Source organism: Leptospira meyeri, from assembly GCF_004368965.1.
Classification (GTDB): Bacteria; Spirochaetota; Leptospiria; order Leptospirales; family Leptospiraceae; genus Leptospira_A; species Leptospira_A meyeri.
This window is the reverse complement of record NZ_SORO01000003.1, coordinates 165,581-183,584: the sequence shown is the minus strand read 5'-3', so window position 1 is coordinate 183,584 and position 18,004 is coordinate 165,581. Positions and strand designations below refer to the sequence as shown.

The 18,004-nt window shown below is 37.5% G+C and carries 16 protein-coding genes; 10 read left to right on the top strand and 6 right to left on the bottom strand.

Going from position 1 to position 18,004, the window contains the following annotated elements; translation table 11 throughout:
• Positions 1 to 36 precede the first annotated feature (36 nt).
• The 8 genes from CLV96_RS16940 to CLV96_RS16905 are packed head-to-tail and all read left to right on the top strand — an operon-like array spanning position 37 to position 8,289.
• The gene (locus tag CLV96_RS16940) at positions 37 to 321 is read left to right on the top strand and encodes a hypothetical protein (protein WP_004786433.1); all 285 of its coding nucleotides are present in this window, start codon (positions 37 to 39) and stop codon (positions 319 to 321) included.
• A gap of 38 nt (positions 322 to 359) precedes the next feature.
• Complete coding sequence (locus CLV96_RS16935) at positions 360 to 2,105, top strand: proton-conducting transporter transmembrane domain-containing protein (protein ID WP_020775704.1); 1,746 nt, start codon at positions 360 to 362, stop codon at positions 2,103 to 2,105.
• Entirely contained in the window at positions 2,106 to 2,984 is an 879-nt protein-coding gene (locus tag CLV96_RS16930; protein ID WP_004786445.1) for an NADH-quinone oxidoreductase subunit H, read from the top strand. It begins immediately after the preceding gene.
• An 8-nt stretch (positions 2,985 to 2,992) separates the two neighbouring features.
• Positions 2,993 to 3,604, top strand: coding sequence for a formate hydrogenase (locus CLV96_RS16925; protein ID WP_004787546.1), 612 nt, complete (start codon positions 2,993 to 2,995; stop codon positions 3,602 to 3,604).
• The gene (locus CLV96_RS16920; RefSeq protein ID WP_040917053.1) at positions 3,601 to 4,818 is read left to right on the top strand and encodes a proton-conducting transporter transmembrane domain-containing protein; all 1,218 of its coding nucleotides are present in this window, start codon (positions 3,601 to 3,603) and stop codon (positions 4,816 to 4,818) included. The genes CLV96_RS16925 and CLV96_RS16920 overlap by 4 nt, the downstream gene beginning before the upstream one ends.
• On the top strand, positions 4,806 to 6,236 hold the full coding sequence (locus CLV96_RS16915) for a hydrogenase large subunit (protein ID WP_004786109.1): 1,431 nt from the start codon (positions 4,806 to 4,808) through the stop codon (positions 6,234 to 6,236). Before CLV96_RS16920 ends, CLV96_RS16915 begins: the two co-directional genes overlap by 13 nt.
• Positions 6,233 to 7,051: an NADH-quinone oxidoreductase subunit B family protein gene (locus CLV96_RS16910; protein ID WP_004787377.1), complete on the top strand. Its 819-nt coding sequence runs from the start codon at positions 6,233 to 6,235 to the stop codon at positions 7,049 to 7,051. The genes CLV96_RS16915 and CLV96_RS16910 overlap by 4 nt, the downstream gene beginning before the upstream one ends.
• Before the next feature lie 5 nt (positions 7,052 to 7,056).
• Positions 7,057 to 8,289, top strand: coding sequence for an adenylate/guanylate cyclase domain-containing protein (locus tag CLV96_RS16905; protein WP_004786561.1), 1,233 nt, complete (start codon positions 7,057 to 7,059; stop codon positions 8,287 to 8,289).
• Between the two features lie 33 nt (positions 8,290 to 8,322).
• On the opposite strand, the gene CLV96_RS16900 is transcribed toward CLV96_RS16905, so the two are convergent.
• From CLV96_RS16900 to CLV96_RS16890, 3 genes are all read right to left on the bottom strand, one after another.
• Positions 8,323 to 9,165 (bottom strand): HDOD domain-containing protein, encoded by an 843-nt coding sequence (locus CLV96_RS16900; RefSeq protein ID WP_004786950.1) that lies wholly within the window; start codon positions 9,163 to 9,165, stop codon positions 8,323 to 8,325.
• Positions 9,166 to 9,227: 62 nt separating this feature from the next.
• Positions 9,228 to 10,349 (bottom strand): SpoIID/LytB domain-containing protein, encoded by a 1,122-nt coding sequence (locus CLV96_RS16895; protein WP_208325425.1) that lies wholly within the window; start codon positions 10,347 to 10,349, stop codon positions 9,228 to 9,230.
• A 56-nt stretch (positions 10,350 to 10,405) separates the two neighbouring features.
• Positions 10,406 to 11,725, bottom strand: a complete 1,320-nt coding sequence (locus tag CLV96_RS16890; RefSeq protein WP_004787141.1) for a class I SAM-dependent RNA methyltransferase — start codon at positions 11,723 to 11,725, stop codon at positions 10,406 to 10,408.
• Positions 11,726 to 11,771: 46 nt separating this feature from the next.
• Between CLV96_RS16890 and CLV96_RS16885 the strand changes: the two genes are divergently transcribed.
• Positions 11,772 to 13,826 carry an adenylate/guanylate cyclase domain-containing protein gene (locus CLV96_RS16885; RefSeq protein ID WP_004786910.1) on the top strand — a complete coding sequence of 685 codons (2,055 nt, stop codon included), beginning with the start codon at positions 11,772 to 11,774 and terminating at the stop codon, positions 13,824 to 13,826.
• Positions 13,827 to 13,834: 8 nt separating this feature from the next.
• Here CLV96_RS16885 and CLV96_RS16880 read toward each other — a convergent pair whose 3' ends face one another.
• Genes CLV96_RS16880 through CLV96_RS16870 form a run of 3 tightly spaced genes read right to left on the bottom strand, consistent with a single transcriptional unit; the run spans position 13,835 to position 16,319 of the window.
• The gene (locus CLV96_RS16880; RefSeq protein WP_004785491.1) at positions 13,835 to 14,551 is read right to left on the bottom strand and encodes a DNA alkylation repair protein; all 717 of its coding nucleotides are present in this window, start codon (positions 14,549 to 14,551) and stop codon (positions 13,835 to 13,837) included.
• Complete coding sequence (locus CLV96_RS16875) at positions 14,548 to 14,832, bottom strand: ATP-dependent Clp protease adaptor ClpS (RefSeq protein WP_004784067.1); 285 nt, start codon at positions 14,830 to 14,832, stop codon at positions 14,548 to 14,550. Before CLV96_RS16875 ends, CLV96_RS16880 begins: the two co-directional genes overlap by 4 nt.
• A complete protein-coding gene (locus CLV96_RS16870; RefSeq protein WP_040917051.1) occupies positions 14,829 to 16,319 on the bottom strand; it encodes a deoxyribodipyrimidine photo-lyase in 1,491 nt (496 codons plus the stop codon). Before CLV96_RS16870 ends, CLV96_RS16875 begins: the two co-directional genes overlap by 4 nt.
• Before the next feature lie 294 nt (positions 16,320 to 16,613).
• On the opposite strand from CLV96_RS16870, the gene CLV96_RS16860 reads away from it, so the two are divergent.
• A complete protein-coding gene (locus tag CLV96_RS16860) occupies positions 16,614 to 18,002 on the top strand; it encodes an ammonium transporter (protein ID WP_004785144.1) in 1,389 nt (462 codons plus the stop codon).
• The last annotated feature ends 2 nt before the right edge of the window (positions 18,003 to 18,004 follow it).

Below are 18,004 nucleotides of genomic sequence, written 5' to 3'. Positions count from 1 at the left end.
AGACAGTCAAGAATATCAAGATTAAGGTAAAACTGATTGTTAGCACGTATATTTTTCATACTAATTGTATCAGTTTTAGTATTCGGTAAGTCACAAGCCTGGACTTCTATTGCGGAGTTTACCGAGTCAGGTGAAGTTTTCATCTCTGAAAACAATTCCGAAGAACCACCTAGCGAAGAAGAGGGTTTTCTTTATATTCCCACACTCCCTGTTTCCGTTTCCGTCTTTCAGTTTTATTCTTTTTCATTTGCTGCTTTACTTACGTATAATATAGTTTCTATTAAGTTCCCTGATCGTCGGGGATCTCCCAAATTTACATAACAAACTTATTTCTTTAAAATTTAATTTTTGAGGTAGTTATGTTAGAAGATGAAAGAATTTCAATCTTCAGATCGATTTTGGTAGGTATATCTGCGCTTTTGCCGCTTGCTATATTCTTATTTTCCAATTATGATGTATTGTCTGTTGACTTTCCAATTTTGGTTGGCCTTGTCATTCAAGCTTATATCGGTTTTTCTTCTTTTATGTTGGTTCAGTCTTATGAACCGAAAGAAAAAAACAAGGTCACCATCGGATATGTTATTTTCTGGTCAGCCCTTGGTGTTTGTTATTTATCTGGTAAGTCGCTTATTCTTCCCATTGCCTTGGAAGTGACCTCTTTTTCCACTATTCTGATTTATTCAGGAACAGAGTTTGGAAAAAAACAGATCGAAAGTCTGGGATCATTGCTACTTGCTTCTGGTATCGCTGCCTTGTTTCTTTCCGCCTGGGTTATGTTACCCGATGGAGATAATGTCGGAATCATCTTACTTTTGATTGGTCTTTTGATTAAGTCTGGATTTTCTGGATTCCACTTGTGGATTCCTAAGGTAAATGAAGGAGGCCCTTCGCATGCACTTGGTTCCTTCGCTGGGGTTCTCGAAGTATTTCCTTTGTTATTGTTTTACAGATACGTTCTTCCAAACCAATTGGATCCGATCATTTATCAAATTTTGTTCCCACTTGCTGCCCTCGGAATTTTTTTTGGTGGGATTACTAGTTTCTTTCACAAGGATCCAAAAATATCATTAGCATATAGTTCAGTGGAATCGATTAACTTCCTATGGTTATGTTTGATCATTGCTGGGATGTTTCAATTTTCGGTTGACTCGGATTTGATGAATTTGAGCAATTCGTTTCGAATATTGTTTTTTCTTGGATTATTTCATCATTCCTTTTCCAAAACATTTCAATTGTTTTCAATCGGAATGGTAGCAAGACTAAAAAATTCAAGTTCAAGCGACGAGTTAAAGGGCATTGGTCGGTTACTAGGAATCTCTCCATTGTTAGTTGGAGCAGGAACTTTTAGTTATGCGGTCCTTCCTGGGACTTTGGGCTTTGTTTCTGAAGCTACTTACTTTTATTTAAATGCACGTATCTTGGATATGCCGATTGGACGTTCAATTTTTCTTTTGCCTTCGATGATATTTATTTTCTTTGGTATTGTCCTCGGTGGATTTACACATATAAAGTTGTTCTTGAGTTTATTTTTGTCAATCCCTGGTAAGGATATCAATATCCAACCATTTGGACCACAAAAAAGGAGATGGGTGAAGATTTCGTTATTTAGTTTATCTTTGGTTATTTTTGTATTTCCTTTAGCGATGCCATACTTTGTTAAACTTCCGATGCTTAGTCCATTTGTTGATCCGCAGTTAGCAGAGTGGTTTTGGACATTATCAATTGTTTCATATGTAACCATTGGTGTTGTGTTTGTTTTTCGTTTGTATGATCGTTATCAATTGAAAAAATATGGGGAACAAAAAACAAAAAACTGGGATTGTGGAGGTGGTTATAGTGGTCATGAACTTTCAATTCCAACATCCGTTTTCTCTGAACCATTAAGAAATTCTCTTGGAAGATATTTTTTAAATAAAGCAGGAGAATCAAAAGTTGATTCGTTCCTTATCAAAGGAATTTCTTCTGTGTTTCATTTTGGAACACGGTTTGTATCCGCTACGAATCATCCAAAAGAGGAAGATGTGAGTAAATACCTCGCAATCTCTTCTATGTTTTTGATCTTCATTTTTTCGCTTTTGATTTTGGGTGATTTTGGAGGTCTGTAGATGAATTCAATCTTATACTATATTTATCTTTTTGTTTTGTTTCTTGTCCTTCCATTTCTACTAACAGGTATTATTAGGAAAGTGAGAGCTTATGCGCAAGGTAGGCGTGGACCTAGTCTGTTACAGTTTTTTTGGGAAGTTGATAAGTCACTAAGAAAGAATCCTATTTCACACACCAATATATCAGATTTTACTCATTTGGCGCCAAGGGTTGCTTTGTTTTCTTCTGTGATGATTTGGAGTGTTGTATTATTTGAATGGGCGCCGTTCATTCTAATTCCTTTTTTTCTAGCATTGTATCGATTCTCTTACGTGAGTTTTGCGATGGAGGGGGCATCGTCATTTGGTGGAATGGCCTCAGGAAGAGAAATCCTTCTTTCTGTTATGGCAGAACCTACTTTTATTTTAATGATTCTTGCTGCCCAGTCTCATATTGAAATTTCAGTAAGTCCGCAAGGTGCGTTGATTGGTTTGCTCTTTTTGTCTTTGTCTTTCATTGCAATTCTTGCAGAGCTCGCAAAGCCACCGTTTGATGATCCAAGAACACATTTAGAATTAACAATGGTCCATGAAGCTATGATTTTGGAAGCATCTGGAAAACAGCTGGGAATCTTTGAATTGGCAAGTTCAATCAAACTTTCTACATTGCTGGTTTTTCTTGTGAAATTGGCACTGGAACATTCAAAGTTATTTAAAAACGAAGTATTGGATAGTTTTGCCCGTGAACTTATGATTGCTCCAATGGTCATTTTACTTGCAATCATACTTGGTTTTTGGGAATCGAATAGCGTTCGTAGGAAATGGACTTGGATCCCTGAATTTATGGGACTAACATTCATTGCTATTTTAATATTAGGCACGTTAGTTAAATTGTCTTAGGAATTACCATGATATACGATTTTATCTATTTATTATTATTACTCACGGGAGTTGTTGTTCTAGTTGAAAACCGACTCAGTCGAATTATTTTTTTCTTAAGTATTCAAGGGTTTCTTTTGATATTTCCAGTTTTGCAAACCCACGAAGGTGATTGGGTACATGCAATTTCATTGATTGTTATGGTTGTGTTGTTCAAAGGAATCCTTACTCCATGGGTTTTGAATTGGACAGCCAATAAATCAAAAATGAATGAGAGTACTGCCCCTCGATTTGGATATTTGGCAACTCTGTTGTTTATGGTATTAGGTTTGGTTCTTGCAGTGAAAATTACAGAAGGAGTTTCTGTTCTTACCATTCCCGTCCATAAAATTGGACTCATTTACGTAATCTTACTCGTCTATGTTGGAATCCTTTGTTTCGTTGTTAGGCGAAACTGGCTTGCTCTCATCGCTGGATTTTGTGTTTTTGAAAATGGAATTTTTGTATTAACTATGGTCTTGGATAAAGGTTTACCCGTCGGACTGGAGTTTGGTTCCTTTTTGGATGCAATTCTTGTTATCGTTTCTGGAGGAATTCTGCAACTCTCTCCTCATATGCATACAAAGGAGAGAAAAATATGATGAAAGAATTGTTTTATTTTTCTGGAGTTCTGGCCTTCGTAATTATTTTTCTTGTTTCTGTATTTGCTCCAACAAAAGGGCAAACTCGGATTTGGTTATGGAGTCTTTTGAAAATTTGTTTTTTTGCTTCCTTGTTTTACTCTTGGTTTACGGATAACATTGTACTTAAGTGGATTTTAATTGAAGCATCAACATTGTTTGGGGCTTTGTTAATTTCTTCTAGTGGAACGGAGCGGTCTTTTCATGTAGGCTGGAAGTTTTTATTGATCAATTCATATGCACTTGGTTTGGCTTTTTTGGGGATTGTTATCCTGCTTTTTGCCTCCACTCCTTTGGAGAACTTAGACTTTTTGACTCTAAAGCAAGGGTTAGTTGGTCAGAGTGGATTGTTAATTGAAACGGGAATCCTTTTGACTGTTTACGGTTACAGCGGAAAACTTGGGCTTGTACCAAACCATTTTTGGGTTGGCGATACTTATGCAGAGAGTCCTAGTCAAATTTCTTCATTGATTGCGTCATTTGTTCCGGTGAGTGTAGTTCTTGCAATTCGACCTCTCATTCAGTTGGAACGTGAAATTAATCCACATATAATTAATGCCGCCAATGGCTTCCTTTTCATCGGAATTTTGACTATTCTTTACTCTACATTAATTTTATTTTCCCGTGAAGACATTCGTCGAATTTCAGCGAAAGTTGCTTTGTTTCATACTGGTATGTTAACTTTGTTCTTATGGTTAGATGTATCTGATGATGTATTTTATTTTCTGTTAGCAACCACGGTCTTAGTGAAACTTTTAGTTTTTCTTTCCATGGGGATTTTGCGTATGGACGCTGGAAAAAGAAATATTTCACAGATTTTGGAAAAATCTTCCTTGAGTCATAAAGCTTTATACATGTATTTACTAGCTTTGTTAGTTGCATTTGTTTTTCCGCTATCGCCAGTATTTGTTTTGGATTTAAAAGTCATCGAAATAGCAATCAAACAAAAGATGTTCTTTTTGTTTTTGTTTCCGATCGTTGGGGCTGTCTTTTTCTTTATTGCACTCAACAAAGTACTTCCTTTGGTTCGATTGCCTAATCGAAATTTTGAATCAGGCGTATATGGTATACTACAAACTAGACTAGTTTTCTTTTGGTTCAGTTTTTTATTCACCGTAATGGTTGGAACATACGGTTTAACTTATTTGATGGCAGAACATATATGGAAAAGATAACAGGCATTACTAATTTTAATGGTGTTTATCACCAATTTATCATTCGCGACCAAAAGGTGGTTCGGGAAGAAATAGGATCTAAAAAAAGTAATATCGATTTTTTATTAGATCCTCAGTATCCAGTTTGGCTTGTTCGGCATGCATTTGGCCAAGATATGGGAGTGGAAGATTATTCTGAGTTAAAAGAGGAGGATTATTTATCTGATAATAGAGGTAAAAATCTTTCTTTACACCAAAAAACAGGGATCGTTAGAGATTTGTCTTACCACGGACTCTTTGTTCCTTTTCATCAAGGAACATATTCCCACGCAGTGGGACCCATTCATGCTGGAATCATCGAACCTGGTCATTTTAGATTTGTAGTTGAAGGTGAAGTCATTCGCCACCTAACAATTAGATTGGGTTTTCAACATCGAGGTATTCGTGAGAAAATTCATGGAAAACCTATGGCAGAGGTATTACCCTTTTCTGAAACTATATCTGGAGATTCTAGCGTTGGTTATGCGACTGCATTTACTCAAATTTATGAAGAATTTTATGGAATAACCGTTCCGAAAAGTGTATCTTTATTTAGATCTTTTCTTATTGAATTGGAACGTATTGCAGTTCATATCGGAGACTTAGGAGGTATCTCTGAAGATATTGGATATTATCCTTTGTATGGTGTATGTGTAACAGATCGAGGGGCTGCTCTTGGCCTTATGGAAACCTGGACCGGAAATCGATTTGGAAAAGCGGCAGTCAGACCGGGTACGGTTCGAGTCAATCGACGTATTACTGCAAAACAAGCAAAAGATGCATTTTTTAATTTAAAGAAAGTATATTTCAAAAAAGTTCGTCCACAAATTTTGAGAGCACTGTCAGTTTCAACTTTGAAGGAGCGGATGCAAGGTTGTGGTTTTATTTCTGAATTGGATGTACAAAAACATGGATTTTTAGGAATGGTGGCAAGGATGGCGGGAGTAGGTGATGATTTAAGAATCAACCATCCTGATTATCCTGATTGGAAAGCCTTGCCTTTACAAGAAGAACACCATCATTATAACGGAGATGTTTGGGCTCGTATGTACATTCGTTATTCGGAGATTGAGCAATCGTTAGGTTGGATAGAATCGCATTTGGATGACATTGATTGGGAATCTTTATGGTCTGAAAATGATTCTGCGACCTTAAACTACAATGAAAAGAATGGAAAACCCAACGCTGGAATTTATACCGCAGCTGTCGAAGCATGGCGTGGCCCTTTGTTAGTATCTTTGGATTTGAATTCTGAAGGTTTGATAAAAAACTCTTATATTCGGGATCCTTCAGTTCTTAACTGGCATGCATTGGAGTTGGCAGTTCGGGGTGAACAAGTTGGTGATTTTCCTTTAAACAACAAATCGTTTAATCTTAGTTATGTTGGATTTGATTTATGAATTTTCTATATGAACTAAAAAGTTTTTTATTCCCAAAGAACGTATTAAATTTTAATACCGCTTCCCCAGTCCATCCAGCTAGCAGAGGAATCCCTGTTCCAACTAAAAAGATGCAAGAGGGATCTAGCAATTTATCTGAATCGGCAAAAGTTTGTCCGACAAAAGCTATCCGTATCGTATCAGATTTGGAAGTCCAATTTGATTATGGTAAATGTTTGCAATGTGGACTTTGTACGGAACGTTCGGATGGAAAACTACGCGATTCGGGTTTTATCTATACGTTTGCCTTAAATCGCGAGGAATTGAAAGTCACTTACCTTTCCGGTCGAATGAAAAAAGTAAGTGAGTTACCTTTTCCACTAACTGCAAATCAAAAGCAATTTCAGAATTTGACCAAAAAACGAGGTTTTCTCTACCGTGAAGTAGCGGCAGCAGGAAACAATACGGTGGAGTCAGAGTTAAATGCTTCTTTTAATTCTGTTTTTGATTCGGAAAGAGAAGGGGTTCGATGTGTGGCAAGTCCCAAACATGCAGATGCCCTTGTGTTTTCGGGTCCAGTTGGTCAAAATATGGCTGCGCCTTTGGAAACAGCTTGGGATGTGATGGCAGAGCCAAAAGCACTCATTGCTTGTGGAACAGAAGCTGTGAGTGGAGGTTTATATCCAATGGGAAAGCTACCGAAAGAACCTGATCTCTATATTTCAGGAGATCCCCCAAGGCCGGATGTCATTTTGCAAGGTTTTCGTCTTTTAATGGGAAGATTTTCCTTCCAGTTTCAAGAGGCGCTTCACAAAATTTTAGAGAATGAAAAATAAGGTGCGTGGATTTAGAAAAAGAAGAAATCGTTCGTGTCCTGGTCCTAGAACCTCAAAAGAAATCGTATGATACAATCTCCCAACTGCTCAGTGAGTGGTTTGGAGATTACATCGAGTTAACTTGGCGATCCGTTTTCGAAAATGGTGCTGAGGAAATCAAAAAAGCCCAGTATGATCTTTTGATCACTGAAATCCAATTCCCTGAACTGGAAGATTCACCCGAATCAATATTAGAAATGATCATGGATCTAGCCGGACCATCCGAACTTCCCGTCGTTGTGTTTACCAAAGCAGAGGGAAAACAACTTCCTATACAAGCCTTTCAATTAGGAATTAATGAATACTTCGGCAAACGAAGGTTAAAGAAGAATATATTAGAACATAGATTTCGCAATTTGTTTCGAGAAATTTATCGCAAAAAAGTTGTCTCTATTCAAATGGATGATAGCTTAAAAAGATTCCAAGACCTTTATGGAATGAACCAAACTGAGATTCAAGATTTGAATTCGATGGTCAAAAAATTTAAGAAAGAACTGGAAAAAGAATACGAAGAAAAATTAAATTTAGAGACCGAAAAAAAGAAAATGCAAAATGTTTTTGGTATGTATGTAGATCCAGTGATTGTTGAAAGTTTGATGAACAATACACTGTCCCTTGACCAAAAAGGAAAAGAACAGGAGGTTTCTGTATTATTCTCGGATATTCGTGGTTATACGACACTCTCTGAAAAAATGAAGCCGGAACAGGTTATTTCTTTTTTAAACGAATACTTTACTGCAATGACAGAGGTGATTCTCGGCTATGGCGGAATGATCGATAAATACATTGGAGATTCTATTATGTGTTTGTTTGGAGCCCCTGTGTTTCAGGAAGACCATCGTCAAAATGCTCTGGATTGTGCAGTGGAAATGGTGCAAGTATTTGAATTGTGGCAGCCAAAATGGGAACAAATTTACGGTTTTGTACCACAAATTGGAATCGGCCTAGCATCAGGTAAGGCAATCGTTGGAAACGTTGGATCGTTTCAAAAACTCTCCTATACTGCAGTTGGAGATACAGTCAATATGGCAAGTCGATTGGAATCTATTGCGAAACCTATGGAAGTCTATGTTTCAGAGGGTTTGTATAATTTTTTACCAGAGGATTATGCTAATAAATACAAGTACGAAGAATTAGAACCTGTAAAAATTAAAGGAAAGGAAGGTTTACACCGAATCCTCAGTGTAAAACCAATTTAACGTATAACGAAGAATAGAAAATTGTATCAGGTACTAAAGAGTACTACAGAACTGATACAATTCGTTTGATTTTAATTTTTGGTCTTTTGAAGTTAAAAATGATTTTTTATCTTCAATCTCTAAACCAAGAGTCAACTTGTATTCCTCGAATTTTTCTTCCATACCAGGTTCTTGTTTACCGTGTCCTGTGGCTTTTGCGATCACACCTGCAAATCCAATGATCTGACCAAGGATAGTTTGTTCAACAACTGGTTTAGATAAATCTTCAATGGATGAAATAATAATATTTGGCATTTTCCAAAGTTTTGCAGCCGCACTTCCTATTTCATAAGAATCTACGCCAAAAGATTTTTTTTCGAGTGAAATCAATGTAGCATCAGATGTTTGGAATTCGGTAAGAACTTCCACATATTTTTTTCGATCAATGGTATTGAGTACGATTCGTCCAAGGTCTTGCATCAGACCACATGTGATGGCAAGTTCCGCTTCTTTTTTTAATTTTTTCTCTTCACAAAGAATTTGTGCGAAGATCCCTTTTGCAACGGAATGATCCCAAACTTCATCTCTAAATTTTTTATAATTTCCTTGGCTAAAAAGCGAGTCGGTCATTGACATCGCCACCATACTGCGCACAGTTTTGAATCCTAATCGAGTGATGACTTGTTTCATATTGGCAACAGGGTTGCCTCTGGAAAAAAAAGGTGAATTGGCCAGTTTCAAAAGTCTTGCCACAAGCACTTGGTCGGACTGGACTTTTTTCTCTAACTCCCCAAAGGAAAGCTCATTGTCATCATCTAGGGAAAGTACGGATAGTAAGACTGGCGGTACAATCGTCAGGTCTTTGATTTGGGAAAGGTATTCTTCAACAGTTGCCATTCGGATAGGGACCTAAAGTCAGATTCTAAAATCCTTGGACTAAGGAAACTAAAAACTCCCAACTATCTGGCAACTATTCTTGCGAATTCGATTCCTTTGAAATAATGTTGTAGGATCTCCCTGTGGTTGAATTGACTTTTTGCCATGGCAAAACTTCCCCATTGGGACATTCCTACGCCATGACCAGAGCCAAGCCCTTTTACAAAATAATCCCCAGAGTCTTCTTTGCGGATTCCAAATCGTGTGGACTTCAATTTGGTTGCACCTAGTTTTTTTCGAAACTCTGTTGCTTTTATTTTTTTGGTTCCGGATGTTCCTATAATTTCCATTTCATTGACACGAGAAGAGGGGAAGCGGCTTGTCACAAGGATGTCTTGGATTTCTCCAACACCTAAATCTCGTAAGTTGGTATTAACAAAATCAGTTTTCCATTTTTCTTCCCAAGAATATTGTTCTCCGTCTTTGTCATATTCTGAAGGAACAGGTTTTAAATATTCAACAGGACTTCCCCAAACGTTGATAGGATCTTCTGTATATCCACCTGCATTTGAATGGAAAAAACTTTGGATGGGCTGTCCTTTGTGAATCAAAATCAATCCTTCCGTTTCAAAAACAGCCTCTGTTGTATTTCTATGTTCTTTATTTTTTCCTTTATAAACTTGTGTATTGGTGGAAGTATCTACATCAAACTCTTGTTTTTTTCTGTTCAACATTTCCCTTACTACATAAGTTCTCGCACAAACTGCTTGCGCTTTGAGGGCTTCTTTGGGCCAAGAGGCACTCACTTCAGATGGTACAACTGACAAAAGATACAATTCGATCGGCACTAGATTGATGATTAAAACTTTTCCTTCGATTGGTTTGAGTAAAATGGAACCTCGGTAGCTGACTCCTTTGTATTCAACCCATTCAGAATTGCTATGTATTGAGATTGGTGCCTTGAGTGCGGTAGGATTTAATGATAAAAAATCATAAGCCTTTTTGATTGTTAGGTCATTGGCATCTCGAACAATGATTTCACCGGAGGATTTAAATACTTCCTCGTCTGTCGCATAACCAAGAAAAACTCGAACAGGTTTAGATTTAAAATTAGGTTCTTCCGGAGACCAATTGGTAACCATTACACTCGCACAACCGACTTGCCCCAAAATGGCCAAACAAAGAATGATCATCGATTTTTGAATCTTCATAGTACCCTCGCTTCTATTTTCGGAAAAATTCCAAAATTGATGAAGGGAAATTATTCAGGTTTTCTTTGAAAGAAAAGCACTGATTCTGTATGTGGGGTATGTGGATAGGGGTCTATGATGATTCCTTCCACAAAATTATATTTGGGAAGAAAAATGGATACGTCATCTTTTTGTGAGTAAGGATTACAAGAGACATAGAAGACATACTCAGGTCCAAAATCTCGAATCCACTGGTTTACTAATTTCCCAGCTCCTGCTCTAGGCGGATCTAAAATCAAAGTTGCATCTTGCCTTTCTTTTAATTGTTCAATCGACATAAATAAATTCGCAATTTGAAAGGAATGAGATTTATTCGGATAATTCTCTTGAAAGGTTTTGGAAGCTATTTCAATAGAAGACTCAGTGAGTTCATACCCGTCTATATGTTCAAATAAATCACCATATAACAGAGAAAAGAAGCCATTTCCACAAAATAAATCGATCAGATTTTTGCCATTTTTTGGTAAACGTTCTTTGATAAACGAAAGGATCGGTAAAAAACCATTGGGATTGGGTTGAAAAAAAGAATCGAAAGGGATTTGAAATGACCTACCAAGGACAGATTCCCTAAATGTTGATTTCCCGCGTAAAATTTCTGGACGACCAGATGCCGAAACTTCGGATTTAGGTCGGTTATAACAAAAAAGTAAGGATTCTTGTGTTAGTGAGTCCAAACAAAGTTTACGAAAATTTTCCATCGAAGGATGTGATTCATAACCATCTGTAAAAGTAAAAATCAAAATTCCATCATTTGTGTTTTGAGCTTTTCTAATGGTGAGATATTTTAAACCACCTTCTTCTGATCTTCGGTCCCAAATAATTTCGGGCATTTGATTGAGTACAGATTGTACATCATTTAGAGCCTTGTTTGCCCAATTAGATTGGATAGAACAAGATGTGATTGGCACAACTTTTCGAAAATTTCCACGTTGTCTTTGTCCAATAATAGGACCTGGAAATACAGAAAAATCCATTCTAGATCTATATTCATAAATTTGTTCAGAAGGAATGGATTGGATGGAGATATCTAAGTTTTTTTTAAATCCATCTAAGATGGGAGAAAATTTTAAATCTAGTTGTTCCTTGTAGTTGATATGTTGGCCCGTACATCCACCGCACTCTCCAAATACATTGCATTTCACTAATTGCCAATCATGGTTGCGAATGGTTTCCTGGATTCTTAAGGACCTTTGTCTTGGCCTTCGTTTGACATATTCCACATGGAGTTCGTCACCAGGGTAAACAAAGAAAATATTCACCTTTTTTCCGTTAGGTGCTGTGACGATTCCTGAAAAATCAGAATCTAAACTTTCCACAATGACTTTGTCCAATGTTTTCTACTTGCCAGTTCCTTTTGATTTTTATAGGATTTCCGACATGGTTTTTTCGAAAAGACTCTTTTCTTTCCATCTCCTCTTCCTCATTTTTACGGGATTTCTCTCAAACCTGTCTGCCCAGGTCCTACTCACCAACCAAATTTTGGACCTGAGATCAGAGACGTCTTTTGGCCAATCAGTTCATAAATGGAGTTTCAAACCGGGCGACTCACCTCTCGTCTCAGAAGAAAAAGAAGATGACTTATATTTAGATGAAGAAAACGGACAAACCAAAGCCTTACGTTTTGCTCATGCCCAACCTGCCTTGGAAGAATCGGTAAGAAACGGTTGGATCTCTGGGTTTCAAATCCAAACGGCTTGGGACAAAGTGAGAGATGGAGATGGGGAATTGTATTTTCCAGACTTCAAACAATTCCAAGAAGCATACAAAGGATATGCTTGGTATCGTACAGAAATTCAAATTACAGAAGAGGACATCCGCTCCAAATTCAAATCAAGGAACTTAACTGTTCGGTTGGGACAAATTAGCCAAGCTGATGCTGTTTATTGGAATGGAAAATTCATCGGAGGAACAGGCTTACATTTGGACACGGAAGAAGGAGCCGAGTTGGACGATAAATCTCTTTATAGTGATAAAATTCGATTCTACCAAATCCCCATAGACCAACTAAAAACAGACGAGCCCAATGTCCTTGCTGTGAGGGTTTATGCAAAGTATCCATTGAGTCCTGGTTTGTCTCATGATAAATTTTATATATCCTCTGTAAAGTATTCGGAACGGGCAGAGTATTGGAATGATTTTAAGAAAATTTTTGTGATCGTACTCACCTTGTTACTTGGTAGTTTTTACTTATATTGGCAATTTTTGTTTCGAAACGAAGATGATGCGACCATATACTTTGCATTAGGCTCTATTTTCATGGCAATCAATACTTTGTTTCAAAGCCAAATTATTTATTCGATTGTTAGTGATGGATTTTGGATTAAAAAAATAGAGTATTTGGCTTGGATAGGACTTGTACATTTACTTTTTAACTTTATTGTTCGATTCGCACATGTTAGACAAGGTTGGATACAAATTACTAATCTGTATATTGATATCGCTGGTATTGTTTCTCTACTTGTAGTTTTAGTTTCTCCCAATTTCTTTTTTCTATCTAAGTTTTTCTTTGGTTGGAGTTTTGTTTCCATCGTCCTAGGTGCAGCACTTTTTTATATTATCTTTCTTGGAAGAAAGGTTCCTTCCATGGGAACTGTATCTCTCGGCTTTTTTGCCTTTGTTATACTCATTCTGAATGATATCTTTGTGGAAATGCAATGGGAATGGTATCCTAGTCATACCTATTTAAAAGATTATGCTTTTGCTGCCTTTTCTGTGTCAGTCGCTCTTTCGATTGTAAAGAACATGATTGATTCCAGAAGGCTTGTGGAAAAACAAAGGGAAGAAAAAGATAGGCTCTCTCGATATTTTTCGCCAGCAGTAATGGAAACCATCGTTGCTGATAATATAAAGTTAGGTGGTGAAGAACGAGACATTGCTACTTTGTTTTCTGATATCGTTGGTTTTACCACTTTTGCTGAAAAAAATCCGCCGGGTGTTGTGCTTGATCATTTAAATACAATCTTTGAATCCTTGTCCGATTTGATATTTCATTATTCAGCAACTTTGGATAAGTTTATTGGAGATGCCATTATGGCATTTTGGGGTGCACCGAAACAAACAGAATTAGATGCCTATCATGCCATAGCTTGTGCTGTAGATATGCAAAAAAAAATGGAAGAAATCAATCGTGATTTAGGCCTCCCTCCTGGAACTTTTCGGTTACGGATAGGGGTCAATTATGGAGAAGCGATCGTAGGAAATATTGGCTCCGTCAAAAGAATGGATTACACGGTGATTGGCGATGCAGTGAATACGGCTGCCAGATTAGAAAGCCATGGGATTCCAGGAAAGGTGGCAGTTTCAGAAGCCGCTTATCTGGCTGCTGGTGGAAGTGAATACATTGAATTTGAAGAAACCAAGGAACTCACTCTCAAAGGGAAAGCTGAACCGGTCAAAGTGTATTTTGTAACAAAAGTAAAACCAAGGGCTTAATCCAAAATTTACTTAACTGATAACCAGAATTTCCTTTCAGATTCTGGTAGTTTTTCAATCGCATAACGTAGCATCGTTCTTGGCATCTTTGCTGCGTTAGATTGCAAAAAGCTAATTAGAGTCTTTTTTTCCCTGTTCCCAATCTCACGTAACATCCATCCAGTGGCCTTATGGATTAAATCATGTTTGTGATTTAAGTAAGATTCACAGTACCGTAAAGTATCTTTAAAGTCATTTTTCCGAATAAAGTAAAACGTGCTTAAGATTGATATTCGATTTTTCCAGAGATCCTTTGATATATGAAATGTATCGAGGACATCCCTTGGTCTTTGAAAAAAGAAGGCACCAAGAATTTTATCGGCGCTTGAATCGACTAAATCCCAATTATTGATTGAGTTTGTATGTTTTAGATAGAAATCAACAATCTCTTTTTGTTTTTTTTCAGTAATATCCTTGGACTCAAATTTAAGAACTAAAATAAATAGAGTTGTTAATCTTACCTCATGAAATGGGGAAGTGATGAGTGATTTTAGAGAAGGGATATCTATTTCTTTATAATATTTTTTTGCTATCTTTCTTTGGATGGGAACAGTGACTCCTAAAAACTTGTCTCCTTCTCCATATTCTCCTGGTCCAGTTTTAAAGAACTTCGGAAAAAAATCTGCCTTTTCTTTATTTCCTTCTTTTTTTAGATCAGAAAGGATCTGTTCTTGTATTTGTTTCATACACCTAAAATCACTGTTAAGTTGGCACCTGTCATATTATCAGCAACCGTTTCACATTCTTCCATACTACCTTGAAAACAAACTGCTTTCCCATTGGTATGTGCTTCAATTGCAATTTTTTTTGCTTCTTTTTTTGTTTTGAAACAAAGTTTCATCAAACAATCTTCTACATAGGAAAACTCGTGAATGGAGTCATTAAAAAGAATGACAAAGTAAAAGTAAATAGAATCAAAATTGGTTTTTGTTTCTTCAAATGTAGCCGGTAGGTTTTCTTCTGTCATGGAAAAAGTGAGTCGGAGTTCCCACTCAGTTCACCAATATACTCCAAATAGGATTTCATTTTAAACTTCTTTTTTGTGGAATCGGAAGACATAAACCGAACATTCCCGAATACATTTCGTTCAGGAAACCATGGCCTATCAAATAATCCAAAACACCATAAAATTCCAGTATAAGAATTGGGATTTCTTCCATCGTATGCATATTTGTTATTCAAATGTTCTAAAATTTCGAAGGCTTCTTCGTAGGATTTTGTCCACTCGATTACCTTTTTACCCCATAACATTCTCATGTAGTTATGCATCCTTCCTGTTTGTACAAGTTCTGTTTGGGCAGCATTCCAGAGTTCATCGTGTGTTTTTGCAGATTCAAATTGTTCTAAGGAATAAAGATACTCTCTCGTATCTGATTTATGTTTTTTGAAATTAGTTTTAACCCAATCAGGTAGATTATCTAAATTGATATTTTGAGATTTGGATTTCCAAAAAAATAAATACCCTATATCTCTCCATGTAATTAGCTCATCTAAGAAGTGGTTGGCTGAAGTCGACTCAGAATAAAAATGTTCCCTATCTCCAGGTTTTTGGTGACTCATTCGTTCTGGATTCCACTTCCCTTTTGAAGAAGTATCTAAAACAGATTGAAAGATTTCTTCGATGCCTATATGACCAAAGTGTAGGTAAGGAGAAAGGCCACTTGTTGCAGTGAATTCAGGTGGATTGGGTTGGGATCTCCCAGTTGCATAATCCATTAATTTTTTTGATACAAAAGTTTTTAATATCTTCAGTGCTTCATTACGGCCACCTTTCACGTCTTTGGCGGGAATAACGTTGTTTTTAAAATCAAAGGAATTCAGGAATGTATTTAATTCTTTCGGTAAGCCAAATCCTTTTGGTGGTTTTGAATTTTGATGAAGACCTTCTAAATCTTCTTTTTTCCAGTTTGGATTTGCTCTTTCGGGTATCCCTTTTAAAAATTCTTTATGAATCCAAATACGTAGAATCCTTGCGGCACTAGCTTCTTTTTCAAATCTAGAAAACGGAATCAATGAATTGCTATCCACAGCAAAAAGAGGGCAGTTGATTTTTTCGGCTAATTTTTTAGTTTGTTCGGGAATGATAAAACAAGGAAAGTCATCAGTAACAATTGCCGCAGCGTTTTTGGATAATTCTTTTAAAATACCACGAGCGGGATTCTTTTTGGATTCGATAAAAGGCCAATAATTGATTCCAAGTTCGTCTGCTCTTGTTTGGTTATCATACATCCCTTCGATAATGAACTTATGGATTCTCTCGGAAGACCAAGGATAGTCGGAACGTAATCCCTCATACACAATGAGTTCTTTCTTTTGTTCTTTTGCGAGATGAACCGCAAAAGAAAATGAGTGGTTCGAATCAAATCGGCGGTAGGCTTGCATCCAGTAGAGGATGTACTTTCCTTGGTTCTGAATGGGATTGGCATTACAGAGACGGATCCGTTCCTGATTCACCTTTATTAGAGGGGGAAAAAAGTAATTCGGTTACTTTTTTTCCTGAGTGGACCAAGCCAAAGTCCGGGAGATTTGTGTAATAAAAATGCAATATGTTTTATATTTAATCACATTGTTCTCTGCTTAGGATTCCACCTCCGCAAGTTTCTTGCCAATTGCCTTAAGAATATAGACAAAATGGAGGGTTTTTAGGCATTAATAGTTTTTTTTCCTGTCTCTAGTCCCTAGAATTCAATTTGGGTACCAATCTTGCACTGTTACTAAGCAAATAACATGGAAAGGAAACATGGTAATATGAAACAGTATTTCAAATCAATCGCCTTCCTGCTCCTGGTTGTTCCGATGTTCCTTTTTGCAGATGAAGCTGCAACCGTCGCGAACCCGGCGCAAGAAACCGCAAACGCAATCCAAACTTTAACAGTTGGTTTAGACACCTTATGGGTGCTAGTCGCTGGTATGTTGGTATTCTTTATGAATGCCGGTTTTGCTCTCGTTGAATCGGGTTTTGCTCAATCAAAAAACACCGTAAACATTCTAGCAAAAAACTTTATCGTTTTTGCAGCTGCAACATTCTCTTATTGGGCAATTGGTTGGGGTTTGATGTTTGGTGACGGATCTCCCTTCATGGCAACGGAAGGTCTTTTTTTCTTAGGTGGAGCTGATAACTCTCCTGCCATTGGCGATGCATACCAAGGTGTGTATTCATCTATGAATTGGACAGGTGTTCCTCTTCTTGCAAAGTTTTTCTTTCAATTGGTTTTTGCGGCGACAGCAGCAACAATTGTTTCTGGAGCAGTAGCAGAACGAATTAAATTTCATTCTTTTCTTATCTTCTCTTTTATCCTTGTCGCAGTTATGTATCCATTCACAGGCCACTGGGTTTGGGGTGGTGGATGGATCTCCGCACTCGGTTTTCATGACTTCGCTGGTTCTACCGTAGTACACTCAGTAGGTGGATGGGCTGCTCTTGCTGGTGCGATCGTCCTCGGCGCAAGGAAAGGAAAATTTTTACCTGATGGTAGAATCAAACCGATCCTTGGACACAACATGACTTCTGCAGCTCTCGGAACACTTATCCTTTGGCTTGGCTGGTTTGGGTTTAATCCTGGTTCCACTATGGGAGTAGGTGACGGAAGTGTGATGGCACATGTGATTGTTACCACTAATATTTCTGCAGCCCTCGGTGCTCTTGCATCCACTGTGACAGCTTGGATCATTTTGAAAAAACCAGATCTTGGTATGATTTTAAATGGAACACTTGCTGGTCTTGTGGGAATCACTGCACCTTGTGCGATTGTAAGTCCTACATCAGCTGCTATCATTGGCGCGGTGTCTGGTGCTCTTGTGGTATTATCTGTTCTTTTCTTTGATAAAATCAAAATTGATGACCCAGTAGGTGCAACATCTGTTCACTTAGTTTGCGGTATTTGGGGAACATTAGCTGTCGCAATCTTTGGATACGAAGGTTCTCCGGCTGGAGTAGAAGTTCCTTCTATCTTAACACAACTTTATGGAATTCTTGCGATTGGTGGTTTCACATTCGTCGTATCATTGGCATTATGGTTTGTGTTGAAACTTGCAGGTGGAATCCGAGTGGGTGAAGAGGAAGAACTTAGTGGTTTGGATCTTGGGGAACATGGAGCGGAAGCTTACCCTGATTTCAATATCCGAGCTCGTGGTTAAGG